The sequence below is a fragment of the Bacillus sp. FSL K6-3200 genome, from assembly GCF_038630485.1.
In the GTDB taxonomy this organism is placed as follows: domain Bacteria; phylum Bacillota; class Bacilli; order Bacillales; family Bacillaceae; genus Bacillus; species Bacillus safensis.
In genome coordinates, this window is record NZ_CP152032.1 from 1986879 (window position 1) to 2005404 (window position 18526).

Sequence of the window (18526 nt, forward strand, 5' to 3'; positions counted from 1 at the left end):
ATAGAAGGTGAATGGTTTACACATAAATCTTCAAACGACAGCAAACCGACAAATCATGAAGAGGTGACGATTTTGAAAAAATTAATCACAATGCCGTTTCTAGTATTGCTTCTAGGTGTAATGCTCACAGCGTGCGGCACAACAAATCAATCAAGCGATAACAAAAAGGAAGACAGCAAAAAAGAAACAACCGAAGCAGCCGATCAAAACAAAGATAAGGCTGCGGACGAAAAATCAGAAGATCAATCATCAAAAAATGAAAAATCAGATGATCAAAGCAAAGAAACAGCTGCTCAAACAGAAGAGCCAGCAAGTCAATCTGATGAAGAGGCAAAAGACAGCTCAAGCAAAGAAATCACAAAAGAAGAACCTGCTAAAGACCAATCAAAAGCTGACTCAAAAGGTGACTCTAAAACAAAGAAAGAATCAACGACTAGTAAGAAAAATGAAGTCACCAAAGAAGGCACATATGTCGGTTTGGCTGATGGACATACAATTGCTGTCAACATTGATGGAAAAGAAGTAGCTATTCAATTCGGAAATACATTTTCTAAACAAGTGAACAGCTTAAAAGAAGAATCAAAAGTAAAAGTAACCTATACAAAAGATGCAAACGGAACACTTCGATTGAAAACGATCGAATCTGTAAAAGCAAAATAAAGAAAAGACCTGGAGACCCGCAGAATTGCGGGTCTTTTTTACGTTGAAAAGGGCATAACTTGATATAAGTGCACATTCTTAACATAGTTTTACAAGACTTAACAGCGCATTTACATTTGCTTAATGTTGCTCTGCTAAACTGACTTTCATAGAACATCTCTTTACACAACAACTACTTTGAATGGTGAGGTGCAAGTCAGTGAGTGCAGAAAAAGCGATGAATCTTTACAGAGAATATGAAGTGAGACGAAATCACTCTTTTGCCTTAACAGAACATATGGTTCGTTATTTATTTGCAAAACGTTTCATAGATTTAATGTTCTCGTTCATCGGATTGATGTTGAGTACGCCAATCATTTTGCTGTTTGCTCTTTTGATTAAGTTGGAAACACCAGGGCCAGCCTTTTATATGCAGGAAAGGGTCGGGAAAGACGGTGTTTACTTTAAATTATGGAAGCTCAGATCGATGAGAACTGACGCAGAAAGCGGAGGAGCGAAATGGGCTCAAAAAAATGACCCGCGTATCACCAAAGTGGGGGCATTCATCCGTAAAACAAGAATTGATGAACTTCCGCAATTTATCAACGTGTTAAAAGGAGAAATGAGTATCGTAGGTCCTCGTCCAGAAAGACCGATGTTTACCGCAGAATTTAATCGGACGATTCCAGGCTTCACAAAAAGATTGACGGTAAAGCCGGGGCTGACAGGTCTTGCTCAAGTAAATGGCGGATATGAAATGAGTCCAAGTGAAAAATTAACACACGACTTACAGTATATTCAAAACTTGACATTTTCTCTCGACACGAAGATTATGGTAAAAACGTTAAAAGTCATCATGACTGGTGACGGAGCCAGATAAGTAAAGTAGGGAAGAGAAATGGCAAGTATGAAAAAACGCATGCTAGGCGGGGCAAAATGGACAAGCTTGTCCGCATTGATCATCACCATCATCCAAATTGCACAGTTCGCCTTTTTAGGGAACGTGATGTCACTCAAGGAGTTTGGACTCGTTGGCATGATCACAACTGTCACAATATTTACGCAGATTTTACTTGATCTAGGAATTGGGGCAGCGATCATTCAAAAGGAACAAACGACAGAACGTCAATTATCTACATTATATTGGATCAACCTGCTCACAGGGATTATCTTGTTTTGTCTGCTCATCCTGCTAAGCCCAATGATAGCCGCTTTTTATAACCGGCCAGAGCTAGAGGGTCTGCTCAAGCTATTATCGATCATGTTTCTGATCGCACCGATTGGCCAGCAGTACCAGTATATGATGCAAAAAGACTTAGCCTTTAAAACATTAAGCACAATTGAAACCATTGCAACCATCATATCACTGCTCGTTTTACTCGTTTTCGCCTTCTTCATGAATCCGATTGTCGCCTATGTCATTTCTCAAGTGCTGCTGCAATCAGGAAAAGGTCTCATGTATGCAGCGGCTTATTGGAGGAAATGGCGCCCAGCACCTGTTTTTGCATTAGGAGAAGTGAAGGAATTTTTCTCATTCGGTGCATTCCAGCTCGCATCCAGACTGGTCAACCGAGCAGGATCGAACATCGACATGATTTTAATTGGCCGGTTTCTTGGAGCGGAAGCGTTAGGTATTTACAGCTTGGCGTATCAAATTGTGACGATTCCCGTGCTGAAGATAAATCCGATTGTGACGAGGGTGGCTTTCCCAGTTTTCGCAAAAAGTCAGCGTGATCACTCCATGCTGCGAGAGGGCTTCCTAAGTATGACGAATATGCTCGCATTGGTTAGTTTTCCATTATTAATCGGCCTTGCTGCTGTATCAGATAGCTTTATAGAAGTCGTGTTTGGAGAGAAATGGCTAGTAGCGGTTCCGGTTCTAAATATATTGTGCATTGTCGGCCTTCTGCGAGTGCTGATGAATCCAAATGGTTCAATACTTCTTGCAAAAGGGAGAGCGGACTTAGCCTTTTATTGGGATACGGGGATGCTTATCGTGTATGGCTGCGCATTATATGCAGGCGTCAGCACAGGCAGTCTGCTCACAGTAGCTTGGATCTATTCAGGTGTCAGCCTGCTCAACTTTATTGTCGGCAGATGGCTCATGGCATATGTCATTCAGCTTGATATGAAGGTGTATTTAAAATCACTTGGAAAGCCCGCTGTCATGACGCTGCTCATGGCTGTCTGTGCGGTAGCTTTACATCAAGGGATGAAGCTGACATCAGCAGATATTTCACTTCAATTACTACTGACTGTTTGTGTCAGTGCTGCATTGTATGGCTTGCTGCTCATCAAAATGTATCCGCAGTCTGCAGGCAAATTATTGAGAAGAGGTCGTTCGTCATGAAGGTGCTATGGCTGACAAGTGTATATCCTAGTGAAAAACATCCGAGTGAGGGCGTATTTCATGAAACGCAAGTGCAGGAGCTGCTCAAACAAGGAATAAAAGTGACTGTTATTTGTCCGAATCCAGTGAATCCGCCGGTATTACGGATGCTGAAGGCATCCTATCGGCAGAGAAGAGATCTGCCTGAACAGGAAGTGAGGAACGGAGTAACGGTATATAGACCGCCTTATCCAGCGCTCCCTGGACAGCTGAAATGGGCGCAGCCGAGTAAACGAATAGCGGCTTCCGTTCTCCGAGCAATGCAGCGTCATCAGCTGTCACCAGATTTTATCCATGCGCACTTTGCCATGCCGTCTGGCGGAGCTGCGGCTGTTATTCAGAAAGAAACGCAAATCCCTTATCTTCTGACCTTGCACGGCAGTGATGTGAACGTATATCCGAGCTATAGCAAAGGGGCACAGGCAGCTTTTGAAACGGCGGTGAAGCAGGCATCTGCTGTTCTGACAGTGAGTGAGGAGCTGGCTAAAAAGACAAATGAGATGACGAAGGTAGAAGCAAAATGTCTTCCGCTTGGTATTCCGCTCCAATCATTTTCCATAACAGAAGAAGATCAAGAAGGCATTAGAAAGCACTTAGGTTTACCGCTTCAAGATAAGCTCGTTGTTTTCGTCGGGCGTTTAGTGAAAGAGAAGGGTTTGCTTGAATTGGCTGATGCTGTCAGCAGCATGAATGGTGTGAAAGCAGTCTTTGTTGGAAAAGGCCCTCTTGCAAAGGAGCTCTCAGAACGAGCTGGAGCATCTATTATACTCCCAGGGCAGGTGCCGAATGAGCAGGTGAGAGACTACTTAATGGCAGCTGATCTGTTTGCACTCCCGTCCTACAGTGAAGGAATGCCAACCGTCGTTCTAGAGGCGCTCGCTTTAAAAGTACCTGTCATTGCAACACGGGTTGGTGGTCTCCCATCCTTATTTTCTACCTATCAACATCTGCTTGTTGAACCACGTTCGACGAGTCAGCTGAAAGAGGCGATTCACGCCTGCCTTTATGAAAACAGATGGAATGAAGAAGTGAAGAACGATCTTTATGAAATGGTTCATACAGAATATTCATCAGAACATAACGCGAAGCATCTCATTCAGCAATATGAGAAGGTGCTCAATCAATCAACATCGATCGTTTAAACAAGATGAAATGTGCAAAGAATGATAGATAGATAAACAGCTTGGAACGGACAATATGCTTTTACTGAGAGGATGAAAAATGTTGAAGAAAATTGCTGTGATTGGAACAGGGTATGTCGGGTTAGTATCGGGTACTTGTTTTGCTGATATCGGAAATCGTGTCATCTGCTGTGACATCGATGAATCAAAAATCAACAGCTTAAAAAGTGGTGTCGTTCCCATTTATGAACCAGGTTTAAAGGAATTGATTGAAAAGAATACAGAAGAAGGAAGACTGTTTTTTACAACGAATATTCCTGCCGCTATTAGGGAATCAGAGATTATCTATATTGCCGTAGGGACACCGATGACACCACAGGGGGAAGCAGATTTAACGTACGTGAAAGCCGTCGCTCAAACGATCGGTGAACATCTGAATGGCTATAAAATCATCGTCAATAAAAGCACAGTGCCCGTTGGAACAGGCCGTCTCGTTCAAGCCATTGTTGAAAAGGCATCGCGCAGCAAATATCCTTTTGACGTCGTATCCAATCCAGAGTTTCTCAGGGAAGGTTCTGCAATTCAAGACACGATGAATATGGAGCGGGCGGTCATTGGTTCGACAAGCACTCATGCCTCTACCATCATCAAAAGGCTGCATGATCCGTTTCAAACAGAGGTTGTGGAGACCAACTTAGAAAGTGCTGAAATGATTAAGTATGCTGCAAATGCCATGCTTGCCACAAAAATCTCATTTATTAATGACATTGCAAATATTTGCGAGCGGGTAGGCGCTGACGTTGAAAAAGTCAGTGAAGGAGTTGGATTAGACAGCCGCATCGGGCATAAATTTTTAAAAGCAGGCATTGGATTTGGGGGATCTTGTTTCCCGAAAGACACGATGGCTCTTCTCAAAATTGCCGAAACATCCGGGTACCGGTTCAAGCTGATCGAATCTGTCATTGAAACGAACAACAACCAAAGAGCCCACCTTGTCAGCAAATTGATGAGTGTGTTCGGTGATATTAAAGGAAAAACCATTTCTGTCTTAGGCCTCGCATTCAAACCGAATACGAATGATATGCGTTCAGCGCCTGCATTAGATATTATCCCAATGCTGAGAGAGCTAGGTGCTTTTGTGAAAGCCTATGATCCGATTGCTTATGTAGAAGCTGAACGGGAGCTTGGCCCGCAGGCGGTCTTCAGCAAGGACCTGTATGACACAGTAAAAGACACAGATGCCTGTCTCATCCTAACAGAATGGGACGACGTACAGAAGATGGATAAAGACCAGATCAAGCAGCTGCTTCGTTCACCGATTGTAATTGATGGAAGGAATTTGTTTGATCCAGCAGAAATGAAAGAGAGAGGATTTATTTACCAGTCTATTGGCCGCCCAAGTGTATGGGAAGCAGAATTGGTATCGAAGGCACAATAACAGGGGGAGCTTGGATGAAGAAAGTATTGGTTACTGGGGGAAGCGGATTTATTGGATCACATACGGTAGAGGCTTTACTAGAAAAAGGCTATGAGCCCATCGTTCTTGATAACTTTTCAACTGGATCTCGAGAAAATATTGCCCATCTTTCCGTGCAATGCATAGAGGCAGATGTCACAAAGCCAGCGACGATTGATTTGATCAAACAAATCGCACCGGATTATATCATTCATCTAGCAGCACAAGTAAGTGTAGCTGTTTCCGTTCAGGATTTTGTTTATGACGAAGAGGTCAATATCAAAGGATCTCTGCACGTCATGAAAGCTGCGGCTGAAGCAGGGGTGGAAAAAGTCATCTTTGCCTCATCAGCAGCTGTCTATGGAGACCCGGTGTATCTGCCAGTAGACACCGCTCACCGGCTGAAACCTGGTTCACCATATGGCTTAGCAAAACTGACAGTAGAGCGGTATTTAGAAATGGCAAAATCACTCTATGATGTGGACTATTGTATTCTCAGGTACAGCAATGTATATGGTCCGCGCCAAGACGCACTTGGCGAAGGCGGAGTTGTCTCTATTTTCTCTGATAAGTTTGCAAAGGATGAGGCCCCTTTTATCTTTGGAGATGGGGAACAAACAAGAGACTTTATCTATGTGGGTGATCTAGCGGCAGCGAATGTTGCGGCTTTAACAGCCCAATCAAACGTTTGTTTAAATATCTCGTGTGGTGATTCCATTACTGTAAATGAACTGTTTCAAACGATGAAACGGGTAACGAGTTCACAGCTTGAACCGATTTACAAGCCGCAGCGTGTAGGAGATATCGTGCATAGTACATTGGCAAATGAGGAAACGAAACAAGTCTTAGCATGGGAGCCTGTTGTGAGTTTACAGGAAGGTTTGGCTCGTACCATTTCCTACTATAAACAGGAAGTCAAGGCTTAATCCCTCAAATCGGATGGGTTGCTTAGGAGGAAAATGGGTATGAGTGTGAAACAAACAGCATGGCAAATCATGATCGGATGTATATTATTTGCAGCAGGGCTAGGGCTTGTACAAATGGCGTCTGCGCAGCCCGCCGGGTTAAAAAAGATCGTCGCCATTCCGGTCCTGCTTTTGGTCCTGACAGCTTTTCTCGTGTTGATGAAGCTATATATGAACGGTGAGCAAGTGTTCATGTCAGCCATTTATCTTTTAATTGCATTGACCTTTCTCAACAACGCTTTCTTTTCAATTAGTGCCGGGTTCTTTAGTCTTTTTCTCTACCGTATTATGCTCATTGCTGCCTTTGCTTTATTTATATGGCGGATGAGAGATAAGGGGACGTACATATCGCAGTGGCAGCAGATTCGTGTAAAAGGGATTCTTGGTTTTTTCGCTGCATGGTTTCTTTACGGGCTCATCTCACTGCTGTGGGCTCATTCGGTCACAGACGGTCTCAAATATATGTCCCTGCTTGCAATGGGGATGGGATTTGTCTTTCTTGTGGTCATGTACATTCAGCGAATGGATCAAGTGGTCACCTTTTATAGCATTTGGCTCATCATGACTGTATTTGTCATGGGGATAGGGTTTTATAATCACTTTACTTTGAACCATTTACCGAATACTTCATTGTATCTTGGGCCCGCGTATAAACAGCACTATCCTACAGCTGTCTTTTTTAATCAAAATGACTTTGCGACGTTTTTATCCATTAGCTTTTTCTTGTATTTAGCGTGTATGAGGCAAATGAAAAATGGTTATATCAAAGCATTTGGATTATTTGGTGCCATCGCAGCACTGTATCTCATTTTGTTAACAGAATCCCGCGCCAGCCTGCTTGGTATATTTGCAGGAGTGGCCATTTATGTGTGGCTGCTAATGCCGCGCTTTCTCAAAAAGTGGTCACTCATCGCAGCAAGCGGACTTGGTGTTATCTGTATCGCTGTTTTTTCAGCCAAGATTTATTCAGTCTTTTATGACTTGTTTCTCGCTTCTCAGGTCGCGCATTCTTTTAGTGAACCACTCCCATCCAACATTGCGAGAGCGAATTTGATCAAAAATGCATGGCATTTCTTTACGGATTCATACGGGTTCGGTGTCGGAGCGGGGAATGTATCTTACTACTTAGCCCACTTTTCGATCTTTGATACAGATCAAGTCGTTGAAGTGCACAATTGGCTGCTGGAAGTGATGACGAACTTTGGGTTTGCGGTCATGCTGGGCTATATTTCAGTCTACGCTTATCTCATGTTCACGCTATATAAACAATACCAATGGGCTGAAACAAGATCAGCAAAAATGATCATTGAAGGTTTGTTTGCTGCCATGCTGAGCTTTCTCGTTTCAAGTATTAGTCCTAGTTCTGTCTCGAATTTATATTTCCACTGGGTCTTTTTAGGACTCGTAATCGCAGCGGTGAATATGTTGAAAAATAAACAACGATTTAAGACTTGGTAAACCGTGTGTGATGCTGCGCTGGTATGGCTACACTAGTGAAAAAGCAAATACGTCAATGTTGGGAGAATGAACATGTCTGGTTTCATATCTAGAATAGGGAAGCGAATCAAAAAGTATATCGTATGGCTTGTGCTGCTGCCTGTCGTATTAGGCGCTTTTGGATTCTTTTTTGCCAAAGGAACTGCGCAGCAGTCTAGTTACACAGCTGCCGTTACCCTAACACTTGGTAAATATGATGACGGAGTGTATAACAATATCGCAGAAGTGACATCTCTATTAAAAAGCGATGCATTTCTGAATGAAGCACTCAGTGATGTGAAAGAAGAAGAAAGACAGGATGTGAAAAGCCGCCTCATCCTCACAAATCAATCAGATACACAATTACAGCTGTCTTTCACAGATGCTGATAAGGATCATGCTTTAGCTGTCGTGAAGCAGGTGTCGGATACATTTCTAAAGCAAGACAAAGCATTATTTACAAAAAGGCAGCAGGTGATTGAAAGTAGATTATCTGCTCTAGAAGATGAATCTGTCAGCAACGATTCCAAAGTCGATAAAGAACGATTTTTATATGAATTGGAGTCTACAAAGCTTGGAATGAAGCAGGCGAAGATTGTTGATCCTACTCAAGTTCTTGATGAAGGCAATAAAGGCATGTCAGCGAAAAAGCGGGCACTGCTTGGACTTGTCATTGGCTTTAGCATCTCGCTCATGTTTGTGGTCTTACCCGAAGTGTTCAAAGAATCTTAATGATGAACTGGAGATGAGTCTTAGGTGAACAATCAACCGTTAGTATCAATCATTACACCGGCCTATAATGCGGAACGTTATTTAACGGATACAGTTCATTCCGTCCTTGCCCAAACCTATTCTAATTGGGAACTGATCATCGCAGATGATTGTTCAACAGATGGAACAAGGAAGCTGCTTGGGGACTTAAGTGAAGCAGACGACAGAATCAACGTCATTTATTTAGAGCAAAATGGGGGAGCCGCCATCGCTAGAAACGCAGCCATCAAACAGGCAAAAGGCCGCTTCATTGCTTTTTTAGACAGTGATGATAAGTGGAAAGAGACGAAGCTCGAAAAGCAGGTAGACTTCATGCTGACAAACGATTATGCCTTTACATTCACGGCATATGACATCATTGCAGAAAATGGAGAACCGTTAGAAAAAACCGTCACTGCACCAGCGAGATTAACCTATGATGAAGCCTTGAAAAACACCATTATCGGCTGTTTAACGGTGATGCTTGATGTACAGAAGATAGGACATGTAGAAATGCCGAATATCCGCACGAGACAGGATTTAGCTACGTGGCTGTCCATATTAAAAAGAGGATTTACAGCCTATGGGATGAGTGAACCGCTCAGTGAATACCGGATCGTTGGAAACTCGATCTCTAGTAACAAGTGGAAAGCAGCGAAGAAAACGTGGTTCGTCTACAGAGAAATTGAGCAGCTTCATTTTGTCAAAGCATCTTGGTGTTTTATGCACTATGCGACAAATGCTGTGAAGAAGCGCTTATAAACAGAAGGGAAAAAAGGTGATAAAGGTGAAAGCAGACTCGATCATACATGTTATCGTAGCGACGGGAGAATGGGGACAGGACGGTCTGAGGTACAGACGGCATCGACTGGCGGAGTTTCTAGCATCTGATCCAGAAACGAAAGAGGTCATCTGGGTATGCCCATCTGCATCCCGTCATACAGCTCCCTTTCAGCCCATAACCGATCGAATGAAGCAAATGACCATTCCTGATGTGCTCAAGAGCAAATTTTTCCGCTTTGGCCGATATCAAGACATGTTCTATATTCATAAATTGTCCCCTCTTCTTGAGCATTTGCGGCAGGAGGAAAAGAAGGGAATCGCTGTTTGCTTATGGTATACGTTTCCGGGCTTTCCGCTCTTATCTTCTTTATTTGAATGGAAACATATTGTCTATGATTGCAGTGACCTGTGGGGAGAGCCTATAAGCGGCAAAAATAATTTGCTTTCTTATATGAGGCAGCGTGTCATTGTCAAAGCAGAAAATCGAATCATCAAATACGCACACAGCATTACATGCTCTTCTCAATACTTACACGACCAAATCAAAAAACGTCTTATGGGTGAACCGAAAGATGTGTTTACAGTGGAAAATGGCGTCGAGTATGATGTGTTTGCGAAAAGCAATCTTCCGTGTAAGGAGGATGTGCTGCAAGGAAGAGGCGGAACCGTTCTAGGTTTTATTGGAGGCATCAAGCCGAAGCTCGATTTTGACATGATAGCAGAAGCTGCTCGCATGCAGCCTGATTGGACATTTTTATTTGTCGGTCCGGATGGAACAAATGGCGATCCATCTTTTCAGCATGCACTTAAACTGCCGAATGTGATTTGGACAGGTGCTGTTGCACCGGAAGAAGTGCCTGCGTATATGAAGCTGATTGATGTAGGCATGATGCCGTATAAACAATCTCCTTACAATCAAGCCGTGTTCCCGCTTAAGCTGTATGAATTTTTAGCCGCAGGAATACCGGTTGTCGGTTTAAATCTTCCGTCAACGGAGAGGCTAAAAGAGAATGATGTGTATGAATATTTAGAGGGCGAGGATCCTGCGCTCTTCGTAGAAGCCTGCCAAAAAGTGATCAGCAAAAAAGACGACATGACTTATAGACATCTAAGACAAAGCCGTGCGAAGAAAAAAGATTGGCACACGCTGTTCACAAACATGGTAGAACTAACGAATATTAAAGAAAACGCATAATTCATCAGGGATTGTGCGTTTTTATTTGTTTCTTCTTCACAGGGGGAGCTTGTGATCATCCTCTATTCAATTGTATAATGGAAAGAGCGGCCAATATACAAAATACAGATTTCAATTTAGAAGGAGACTGACCTATGGATTACGAACGCGCCTTATTAGCGTTTTTTGTCTCTCTGGCTACAGTTTTAATTGTGACACCAATCGTCAAAAAGTTTGCAATTAAGATTGGTGCAGTGGACCAGCCGAATAAACGAAAAGTTCATGATAAAGTAATGCCTCGAATGGGCGGTTTGGCAATTTTTATTGGGGTAGCGGCTGGAGCATTAGCAGGCGGGCTGTTTCTACATAATAAAATTACAGCAATTTCAGTTGGTGCCGTACTCATCGTCATTCTAGGTATATTTGATGATAAATATAATTTGAGTGCAAAATTTAAATTTCTCGTACAAGTTCTTGTTGCTTGCCTGATTGTAAGCACAGGCTTAAAAATGGACTTTTTCTCTGTTCCTTTCTTAACAGATCGAATTGAGTTAGGCTGGATGGCATATCCCCTAACCGTGTTATGGATTGTTGGAATTACGAATGCCATTAATTTAATTGACGGCCTTGATGGACTGGCTGCCGGTATTTCTGTCATCGGTTTATCAACAATTGCCGTGATGGCATTTTCAGCTGATAAAGTTCTGATTCTTTCTTTATCACTTGTTGTCATTGGCAGTACCATCGGCTTTCTCTTTTACAACTTTCATCCGGCGAAGATTTTTATGGGTGACACCGGTTCGCTTTTTTTAGGTTATATGATTTCGGTACTGTCACTATTAGGGCTATACAAAAGTGTCACTTTGTTTAGTGTTGTTGTCCCAGTGATCATCTTAGGTGTCCCTATTTTCGATACTACCTTTGCCATCATTAGACGAATATTAAACAAACAGCCGATCTCAGCACCTGACAAATCTCATATTCATCATAGACTAATGGCTTTTGGCTTGTCTCATCGCATGGCTGTCATCGTGATTTACATGATTGGCTTAATCTTTAGCTTAAGCGCGATTTTGCTGACAAGCGCCACCATTTGGTTATCATTGATCATTATCTTTTTACTGGTCATGTTCATGCAAGTGATTGCGGAAGTCACAGGCTTGGTGAATGAAGAGTTCAAACCATTTACGAAATTTTATAAACGAATGGTCAAAAGACAGTAAAAAACAGCCCGTTCCTAGGAACTGGGCTGTTTTTATTATTGTCCAGGTGTGCTGGTCGTAGAGTTAGTTGTATCATTTGACCCTGTTTCACCAGAGGACGGATTGGTTTGTGAATCTGTTTCAGTTGAAGATTCAGCAGGAAGCTTTAAATGCGTCCGTAATTCATTTTGTACGTTAGCTAGATTGGTTGGATCTGGTTCAAAGTAATACGTGCGATTTGGCCCTAAATAAAGGTCTGATCCTTTAATAGAAAGCGTTTCTGTGTCGTCTCCTTTAAATCCGCTGTAGATTTGCTGAAGCGCAAGACCTTCTGTGATACGGAAATTGGTCGTAATGTGATCACTGACTTCTTTAGCAATGTTATCGACGTTCGCAATGTTATTTGGCTTCGCCATTTGATCAATCATTGCACGTAAAATTTGTTTCTGACGATCGTTCCGTCCAAAATCACCGCGTGGATCTTGTTTTCTCATCCGTGCGTAAGCAAGAGCTTCTTCTCCGTTTAAATGCATATTGCCTTTTTTGAAGTAAATCTTTTTCGATTTTTTAACATCACTTTTTTCATTGAAGTCAAATGGAACATCAATATCAATTCCGCCAACTTCATCAATGACATCCTTGAATCCGTCAAAATCAACAGTTGCATACTTATCGATCGGAATATGCAAGAATTGTTCGACAGTTTCAATCGTTTCGTCTTTACCACCTTTAGCAAAGGCTGCATTGATCTTTTCTTTACTGCCTGTCGTATCACTTGCAAGCTGTACGCGTGTGTCACGAGGGATACTAACCATTTTCATCGTTTTGTCTTGGGGATTAATCGTTGCGACAATGAGTGAATCTGAACGGCCATGATCACCCTTTGTGGCATAATCCTCAATTCCGACAAATAGTACAGAGAAAGGTTTTTTCTTAATATCAATGACAGCATCACGAAGCTTCGATTTCTCTCCGCGGTCTAGTTCATCATATGTTTTGTCAGCAGCTTGAAGAGTATTGACGATTTTATATACTGCAAATCCGCCCATGCAGATGATAAGAAGCAAAAATAAGACCAGAATACGTTTGATAATTCTCTTCTTCTTACTCTTTTTCTTTCGTACACGCACTTTTACTCGTTGTGCCATTCATCTGTCTCCTTTATCGGACCAATGTCCTTTTCTAAATAAATCAGTTCGCCTTCTTTTGTAACGCTCTTTCCATTTGTCAGTTCAGTCATCCACTCAATGAACTGCTCTGTTTGTGTTTCTTCGACATATGTCTCAAAAATAACATCTTCTGCATAATGGATTTCTTTTAGCTGAAAAGATGAGGCTCTAAGCTCATTCTCTACCTTTCCAAGCCATGTATAATCTATTGTTGTGTGCATTGTACGCATTAAACAGCGCTCTACCATACCAACATGGTTGATAGCTTCTGATACAGATTTTCCGTAGGCACGAATCAATCCACCGGCACCAAGCTTAATACCGCCGAAATAACGAGTGACCACAACGACTGTATCTTTCAGCTTCCGTTTTTTTAGCACTTCAAGCATTGGCACACCTGCTGTACCGCTTGGTTCACCATCATCATTCGCCTTTTGAATCAGGTCATGTTCACCAATGAGATAGGCTGAACAATTATGTGTGGCATTCCAATGTTGTTTTTTAATGGATTGTATAAATGCTTGTGCTTCTTCTTCTGAGACAGCACGCTGTATATGACAAATAAAACGTGATTTTTCAATGACGATCTCATGCTCGCCACGACTTTTTACTGTAAGATAGCGATTCAGCAAAAGACATACCCTCCTGAAGCAAATTGTAAGACTAGTGAAAATTTGCAATGGTTTTAGAATTTTACAGCGTATTTTGTTATGATGATAGGAGCGGAAAAAGGGTCGTCATAAAAACTTCATGATTTATACGCATTCTTTCATTATAATTCGACATAAAATGCAGATCAATGACATTTATAATAAAAAAAGATGACATCACTGTTACGGGAGGGAAAAGCCATGACAACACCCAAAATGGATCCGAAATTATTGGATTCAATCATCATGAAAATGCTAAGTACAGTTGATGGCAGCAAGGACGAAGTATTTAGAATAGGCGAACAGTCCCGTCAACAATATGAAAGCCTAGTAGAAGAGCTCAAGCAAATCAAGCAGCAAGTAAACGAAGTAATTGATTTTGGGGACAAGCTGGAAGTCCATACAAGACATGCTAGAAATCGCTTATCTGAGGTTAGCAGAAACTTCAACAAATTTAGCGAAGAAGAAATCCGTGAGGCCTACGAAAAAGCACATAACTTGCAAGTGGAACTCACCATGATCCAGCAGCGTGAGAAGCAGCTGAGAGAAAGAAGAGACGATCTGGAAAGACGATTATTAAGCTTACAAGACGTCATTGAACGTTCTGAAACGCTTGTGAGTCAGATTACAGTGGTTCTCAACTATCTCAATCAGGATTTACGCCAGGTCGGCGTTTTACTTGAAGATGCTCAGGCAAAACAAGATTTTGGTCTCAGAATTATTGAAGCCCAAGAAGAAGAACGCAAAAGAGTGTCTCGGGAAATTCATGACGGCCCTGCTCAAATGCTGGCAAACGTGATGATGCGTTCCGAATTAATTGAACGAATTTTTAGAGACCGCGGTACAGAAGAAGGCTTTAAAGAAATTAGAAGTCTCAGACAGAATGTGCGAAATGCACTGTACGAAGTGAGAAGAATCATTTATGATTTAAGACCGATGGCTTTAGATGATTTGGGTCTGATTCCGACACTGAGAAAATACTTAAACACAATTGAAGAATATGATGGGAAAACCAAAATTACGTTCCAATGCCTAGGTGATACAGAAAGCGAAAGAATTGCTTCTCAATTTGAAGTGGCACTGTTTAGACTAGCCCAAGAAGCTGTCACAAATTCATTAAAGCATTCTGAAGCTGAAGAAATCTCTGTCAAAGTAGAAGTAACGAAAGACTTTGTGACCTTAATTATTAAAGACGATGGAAAAGGCTTTGATATGAAAGATGTGAAAACAAACAAAAACAAATCCTTCGGTTTACTTGGTATGAAAGAACGCGTAGACTTACTGGAAGGTAAAATGACCATAGACTCAAAAATAGGTCTAGGGACATTCATCATGATTCGCGTGCCATTAACATTGCAAAATAAAATTGTAAAATAGAGTCAAAAGACATATTGACCATAAAGTTCAGGTGTAGAACAATAAACATGGGGAGGCGTAGCTTGTGACTAAAGTAAATATTGTAATTATTGATGACCACCAATTATTCCGTGAAGGTGTAAAACGGATTTTAGATTTTGAACCTACTTTTGAAGTAGTTGCAGAAGGAGACGACGGTGACGAAGCTGCACGTATCGTAGAACACTATCATCCGGATGTTGTCATTATGGACATTAATATGCCGAATGTAAATGGTGTTGAGGCTACAAAGCAGCTTGTTGAGCTTTATCCCGAATCAAAAGTCATTATTCTATCTATTCATGACGATGAAAACTATGTAACACATGCATTGAAAACAGGGGCGAGAGGCTACCTGTTAAAAGAAATGGATGCAGACACACTCATCGAAGCAGTGAAAGTTGTAGCTGACGGAGGCTCTTATTTACATCCGAAAGTCACTCATAACTTAGTAAATGAATTCCGACGCCTAGCGACTAGTGGCGTTTCAGCACATCCACAGCACGAGGTATATCCTGAAATTCGCAGACCACTTCATATCTTAACTAGACGTGAATGTGAAGTTCTTCAAATGTTAGCTGACGGAAAGAGCAACAGAGGAATCGGTGAATCGCTCTTTATTAGTGAGAAAACAGTCAAAAACCACGTGAGTAACATTTTGCAAAAAATGAATGTAAACGACCGTACACAAGCTGTTGTTGTAGCTATTAAAAACGGTTGGGTAGAAATGAGATAATGTTCCGGACAAGTATGCCTTTTTCGCCTATTTTTGTTCTCTCACATTTTAGCTGGAGAGAAATAATAGGCAGGGGTATAAGGAGTCTTTTTCGGATATAGCGGGCTTGCCTATTGATTAGGCAGGCTTTTTTGATTACTATTATAAACCTAATGAAAAAATGATCATTCTTTTAAAATAAAAAAGAGTATCTTAACAAATAAGGAAGGTATTTAAGAATGAAAATAGCCGTTGTAACAGACAGTACTGCTTATTTACCACAAGAGCTGCGTGATAAACATGATATTCATATGATCCCCCTCAACGTCATCTTTGGCAACGAATCATACCGTGAAGAAATAGAAATGGACTGGAAGACATATTATGAAGAAATCAAAAAACACAAAGATCTTCCAACAACCTCTCAACCTGCTTTCGGTGAATTAATAGCCTTATATGAAAAACTAAGGGAAACATACGATGCCGTGATTAGTATTCACCTTTCAAGTGGAATTAGTGGAACATATAATAGTGTTGTCTCAGCGAATGATCTAGTTGACGGGATCGACATTTATCCGTTTGATACAGAAACAAGCTGTATGGCACAAGGTTTTTATGTGTTAGAAGCTGCTGAAAAAATCCAAGAGGGTGCTTCTTTAGAAGAAGTGTTAGCCCATCTAAACTACCTGAAAGAAAGTCAGCGGGCGTATTTTATGGTAGATGATTTAACTCATTTGCAAAGGGGCGGCAGATTAAATGGTGCTCAGGCTTTTATTGGAAGCCTCTTAAAGGTAAAGCCTATTCTGCATTTTGACAACAAGCTAATTGTTCCTTTTGAGAAGATTCGCACACGTAAAAAAGCCATTTCACGTATTTTTGAATTATTTGATGAAGATGCATCACGTGGTGTTCCGATGAGAGCAACACTGATACATGGTAATAGAGAAGAAGAAGCAGAAGAATTAATTGCGCACTTATCAGAAAAATATCCTCATGTTGAATTTTATAAAAGCTACTTTGGAGCCGTGATCGGCACCCACCTAGGCGAAGGCTCTTTAGCTCTTGGCTGGGTGATTAGATAAATCCTAAAAAACCTCTTTTCTTATGGAAAAGGGGTTTTGTTTTTTTATTTTACCTGTTGGACGAAAGGTCATGTCTTTGCGCATAATAGGCAAACATCAATTGAAAGGTGTTTGGTGAAGTTGAACATGGACAAAGCAATGGAACTAAAGCGGCATCTGTATTCACGCCATCTGCTCACTGTTGAAACAAGGTGCGCACAGTCCAATTTAGATTGGCTGGAGGAGAAAGGCTTAGTTAATCGAACACCTGCCATTGAGAGGAAAGCAGATGGTTTTACATGCTACCGGTGTGGTGTATCACACAAGCGGTACTTTGCTCACTCTCCATGTGAAGAGTGTCAAAAGGATTGTGTGTACTGTAGGTCATGCATCATGATGGGAAAAGCAACTGAATGTGGATTTCTTTATGAATGGACGGGTCCAAAAATGGTAGAAGCATATCGAGCCGAATTAACATGGCAGGGAGAGTTGTCTAAAGGACAAAAAAGAGCATCAGAAAGAATGATCGAAGCTATTAAAAACAAATTTGATCTACTCGTCTGGGCGGTTTGTGGGGCAGGGAAAACGGAAGTGCTTTTTCATGGAATTGAATATGCGTTAAACCAAGGAATGAGTGTCTGTATTGCGACACCTAGAACAGATGTTGTGCTTGAACTTGAACCACGGCTTAGAAAAGCATTTCAAGGGATAACAATAGCCGTACTTTATGGAGGCAGTTCACAAAGGTTTCAAATAGCACCGCTTGTAATCGCTACAACCCATCAGCTGATGAGATACAAAAATGCATTTGATGTGCTTATTGTAGATGAAGTCGATGCCTTCCCTTATTCAATGGATGAACGTCTCCAATTTGCTGTTCTAAAGGCGATGAGAAAGAACGGAGGGGTTAGGATATATTTAAGTGCGACACCCTCTAAAAAAATGACGATAGAGGTTTCTCGTGGAAAACTGGAAGCGATAAAAATTCCTCTGCGTTTTCACCAGCAACCATTACCCGTCCCGACCTTTCAATGGATCGGACATTGGAAAAAGAAATTAAAAAAGAAGCAGCTTCCTTCTAAAGTGATGAATTGGATGCAGAGACATATTGCCAATAAGAGAAGAGTATTACTTTTTGTTCCTTCTATTGCTGTCATGAAGAAGGCAACGAAGATTCTTCGAGAACACTCCTTAAACGTAGAGGGAGTATCTGCCGATGATCCAGATAGGAAACAAAAGGTTCAGCACTTTAGAGATTACGCATACGATGTACTAGTTACAACCACTATTTTAGAAAGAGGCGTAACCATACCAAATGTTCAAGTAGGGGTACTAGGTTCGGAATCTACTATTTTTACAGAGAGTGCACTTGTTCAGATTTCTGGAAGAGTGGGCAGACATCCCGATTATTGTACAGGAGATGTTTTCCTTTTTCATTTTGGTTTAACGAGAAGTATGAAACAAGCAAAGAATCATATCGTAAAAATGAATGATACGGCTGCAAAAGAGTTTACTGAAAAACAGTGTGGCTTCAACTAAATCATGGTACATTATATTCACAATACACAAATGGCAGGAGAG

General features: G+C 41.4%; 17 protein-coding genes. 15 read left to right on the top strand and 2 right to left on the bottom strand.

Annotated features, from left to right (window positions below; genetic code table 11):
- The first annotated feature begins 63 nt into the window (after positions 1-63).
- The 11 genes from MHI60_RS10000 (at position 64) to MHI60_RS10050 (ending at position 11976) form a co-directional block, all read left to right on the top strand.
- Positions 64-660, top strand: coding sequence for a hypothetical protein (locus MHI60_RS10000; protein ID WP_223251029.1), 597 nt, complete (start codon positions 64-66; stop codon positions 658-660).
- A 199-nt stretch (positions 661-859) separates the two neighbouring features.
- Positions 860-1519 (top strand): exopolysaccharide biosynthesis polyprenyl glycosylphosphotransferase, encoded by a 660-nt coding sequence (locus MHI60_RS10005; protein ID WP_044140051.1) that lies wholly within the window; start codon positions 860-862, stop codon positions 1517-1519.
- A gap of 18 nt (positions 1520-1537) precedes the next feature.
- Complete coding sequence (locus tag MHI60_RS10010; RefSeq protein ID WP_144483692.1) at positions 1538-2989, top strand: MOP flippase family protein; 1452 nt, start codon at positions 1538-1540, stop codon at positions 2987-2989.
- The gene (locus MHI60_RS10015; RefSeq protein WP_144483689.1) at positions 2986-4170 is read left to right on the top strand and encodes a glycosyltransferase; all 1185 of its coding nucleotides are present in this window, start codon (positions 2986-2988) and stop codon (positions 4168-4170) included. The genes MHI60_RS10010 and MHI60_RS10015 overlap by 4 nt, the downstream gene beginning before the upstream one ends.
- Positions 4171-4249: 79 nt before the next feature.
- The gene (locus MHI60_RS10020; RefSeq protein ID WP_144483686.1) at positions 4250-5587 is read left to right on the top strand and encodes a UDP-glucose/GDP-mannose dehydrogenase family protein; all 1338 of its coding nucleotides are present in this window, start codon (positions 4250-4252) and stop codon (positions 5585-5587) included.
- Between the two features lie 14 nt (positions 5588-5601).
- A complete protein-coding gene (locus MHI60_RS10025; RefSeq protein WP_095409683.1) occupies positions 5602-6531 on the top strand; it encodes an NAD-dependent epimerase/dehydratase family protein in 930 nt (309 codons plus the stop codon).
- A 39-nt stretch (positions 6532-6570) separates the two neighbouring features.
- Entirely contained in the window at positions 6571-8028 is a 1458-nt protein-coding gene (locus MHI60_RS10030; protein ID WP_144483683.1) for an O-antigen ligase family protein, read from the top strand.
- A gap of 72 nt (positions 8029-8100) precedes the next feature.
- Positions 8101-8778 (top strand): hypothetical protein, encoded by a 678-nt coding sequence (locus MHI60_RS10035; protein ID WP_144483680.1) that lies wholly within the window; start codon positions 8101-8103, stop codon positions 8776-8778.
- 24 nt (positions 8779-8802) lie between these two features.
- On the top strand, positions 8803-9558 hold the full coding sequence (locus MHI60_RS10040; protein ID WP_034281105.1) for a glycosyltransferase family 2 protein: 756 nt from the start codon (positions 8803-8805) through the stop codon (positions 9556-9558).
- A gap of 19 nt (positions 9559-9577) precedes the next feature.
- Positions 9578-10774: a glycosyltransferase gene (locus tag MHI60_RS10045; RefSeq protein WP_272511011.1), complete on the top strand. Its 1197-nt coding sequence runs from the start codon at positions 9578-9580 to the stop codon at positions 10772-10774.
- 134 nt (positions 10775-10908) lie between these two features.
- Positions 10909-11976, top strand: coding sequence for an MraY family glycosyltransferase (locus MHI60_RS10050; protein ID WP_048237563.1), 1068 nt, complete (start codon positions 10909-10911; stop codon positions 11974-11976).
- A gap of 35 nt (positions 11977-12011) precedes the next feature.
- On the opposite strand, the gene MHI60_RS10055 is transcribed toward MHI60_RS10050, so the two are convergent.
- Positions 12012-13103, bottom strand: a complete 1092-nt coding sequence (locus MHI60_RS10055; RefSeq protein ID WP_144483674.1) for an LCP family protein — start codon at positions 13101-13103, stop codon at positions 12012-12014.
- A complete protein-coding gene (locus MHI60_RS10060; protein ID WP_012011434.1) occupies positions 13088-13756 on the bottom strand; it encodes a YigZ family protein in 669 nt (222 codons plus the stop codon). Before MHI60_RS10060 ends, MHI60_RS10055 begins: the two co-directional genes overlap by 16 nt.
- Before the next feature lie 219 nt (positions 13757-13975).
- Between MHI60_RS10060 and MHI60_RS10065 the strand changes: the two genes are divergently transcribed.
- From MHI60_RS10065 to MHI60_RS10080, 4 genes are all read left to right on the top strand, one after another.
- Entirely contained in the window at positions 13976-15151 is a 1176-nt protein-coding gene (locus MHI60_RS10065; RefSeq protein ID WP_003213166.1) for a sensor histidine kinase, read from the top strand.
- A gap of 64 nt (positions 15152-15215) precedes the next feature.
- Positions 15216-15905 carry a two-component system response regulator DegU gene (gene degU / locus MHI60_RS10070; protein WP_008348273.1) on the top strand — a complete coding sequence of 230 codons (690 nt, stop codon included), beginning with the start codon at positions 15216-15218 and terminating at the stop codon, positions 15903-15905.
- Positions 15906-16123: 218 nt separating this feature from the next.
- The gene (locus MHI60_RS10075) at positions 16124-16966 is read left to right on the top strand and encodes a DegV family protein (RefSeq protein ID WP_144483671.1); all 843 of its coding nucleotides are present in this window, start codon (positions 16124-16126) and stop codon (positions 16964-16966) included.
- A 120-nt stretch (positions 16967-17086) separates the two neighbouring features.
- Positions 17087-18484: a DEAD/DEAH box helicase gene (locus MHI60_RS10080; protein ID WP_144483668.1), complete on the top strand. Its 1398-nt coding sequence runs from the start codon at positions 17087-17089 to the stop codon at positions 18482-18484.
- The last annotated feature ends 42 nt before the right edge of the window (positions 18485-18526 follow it).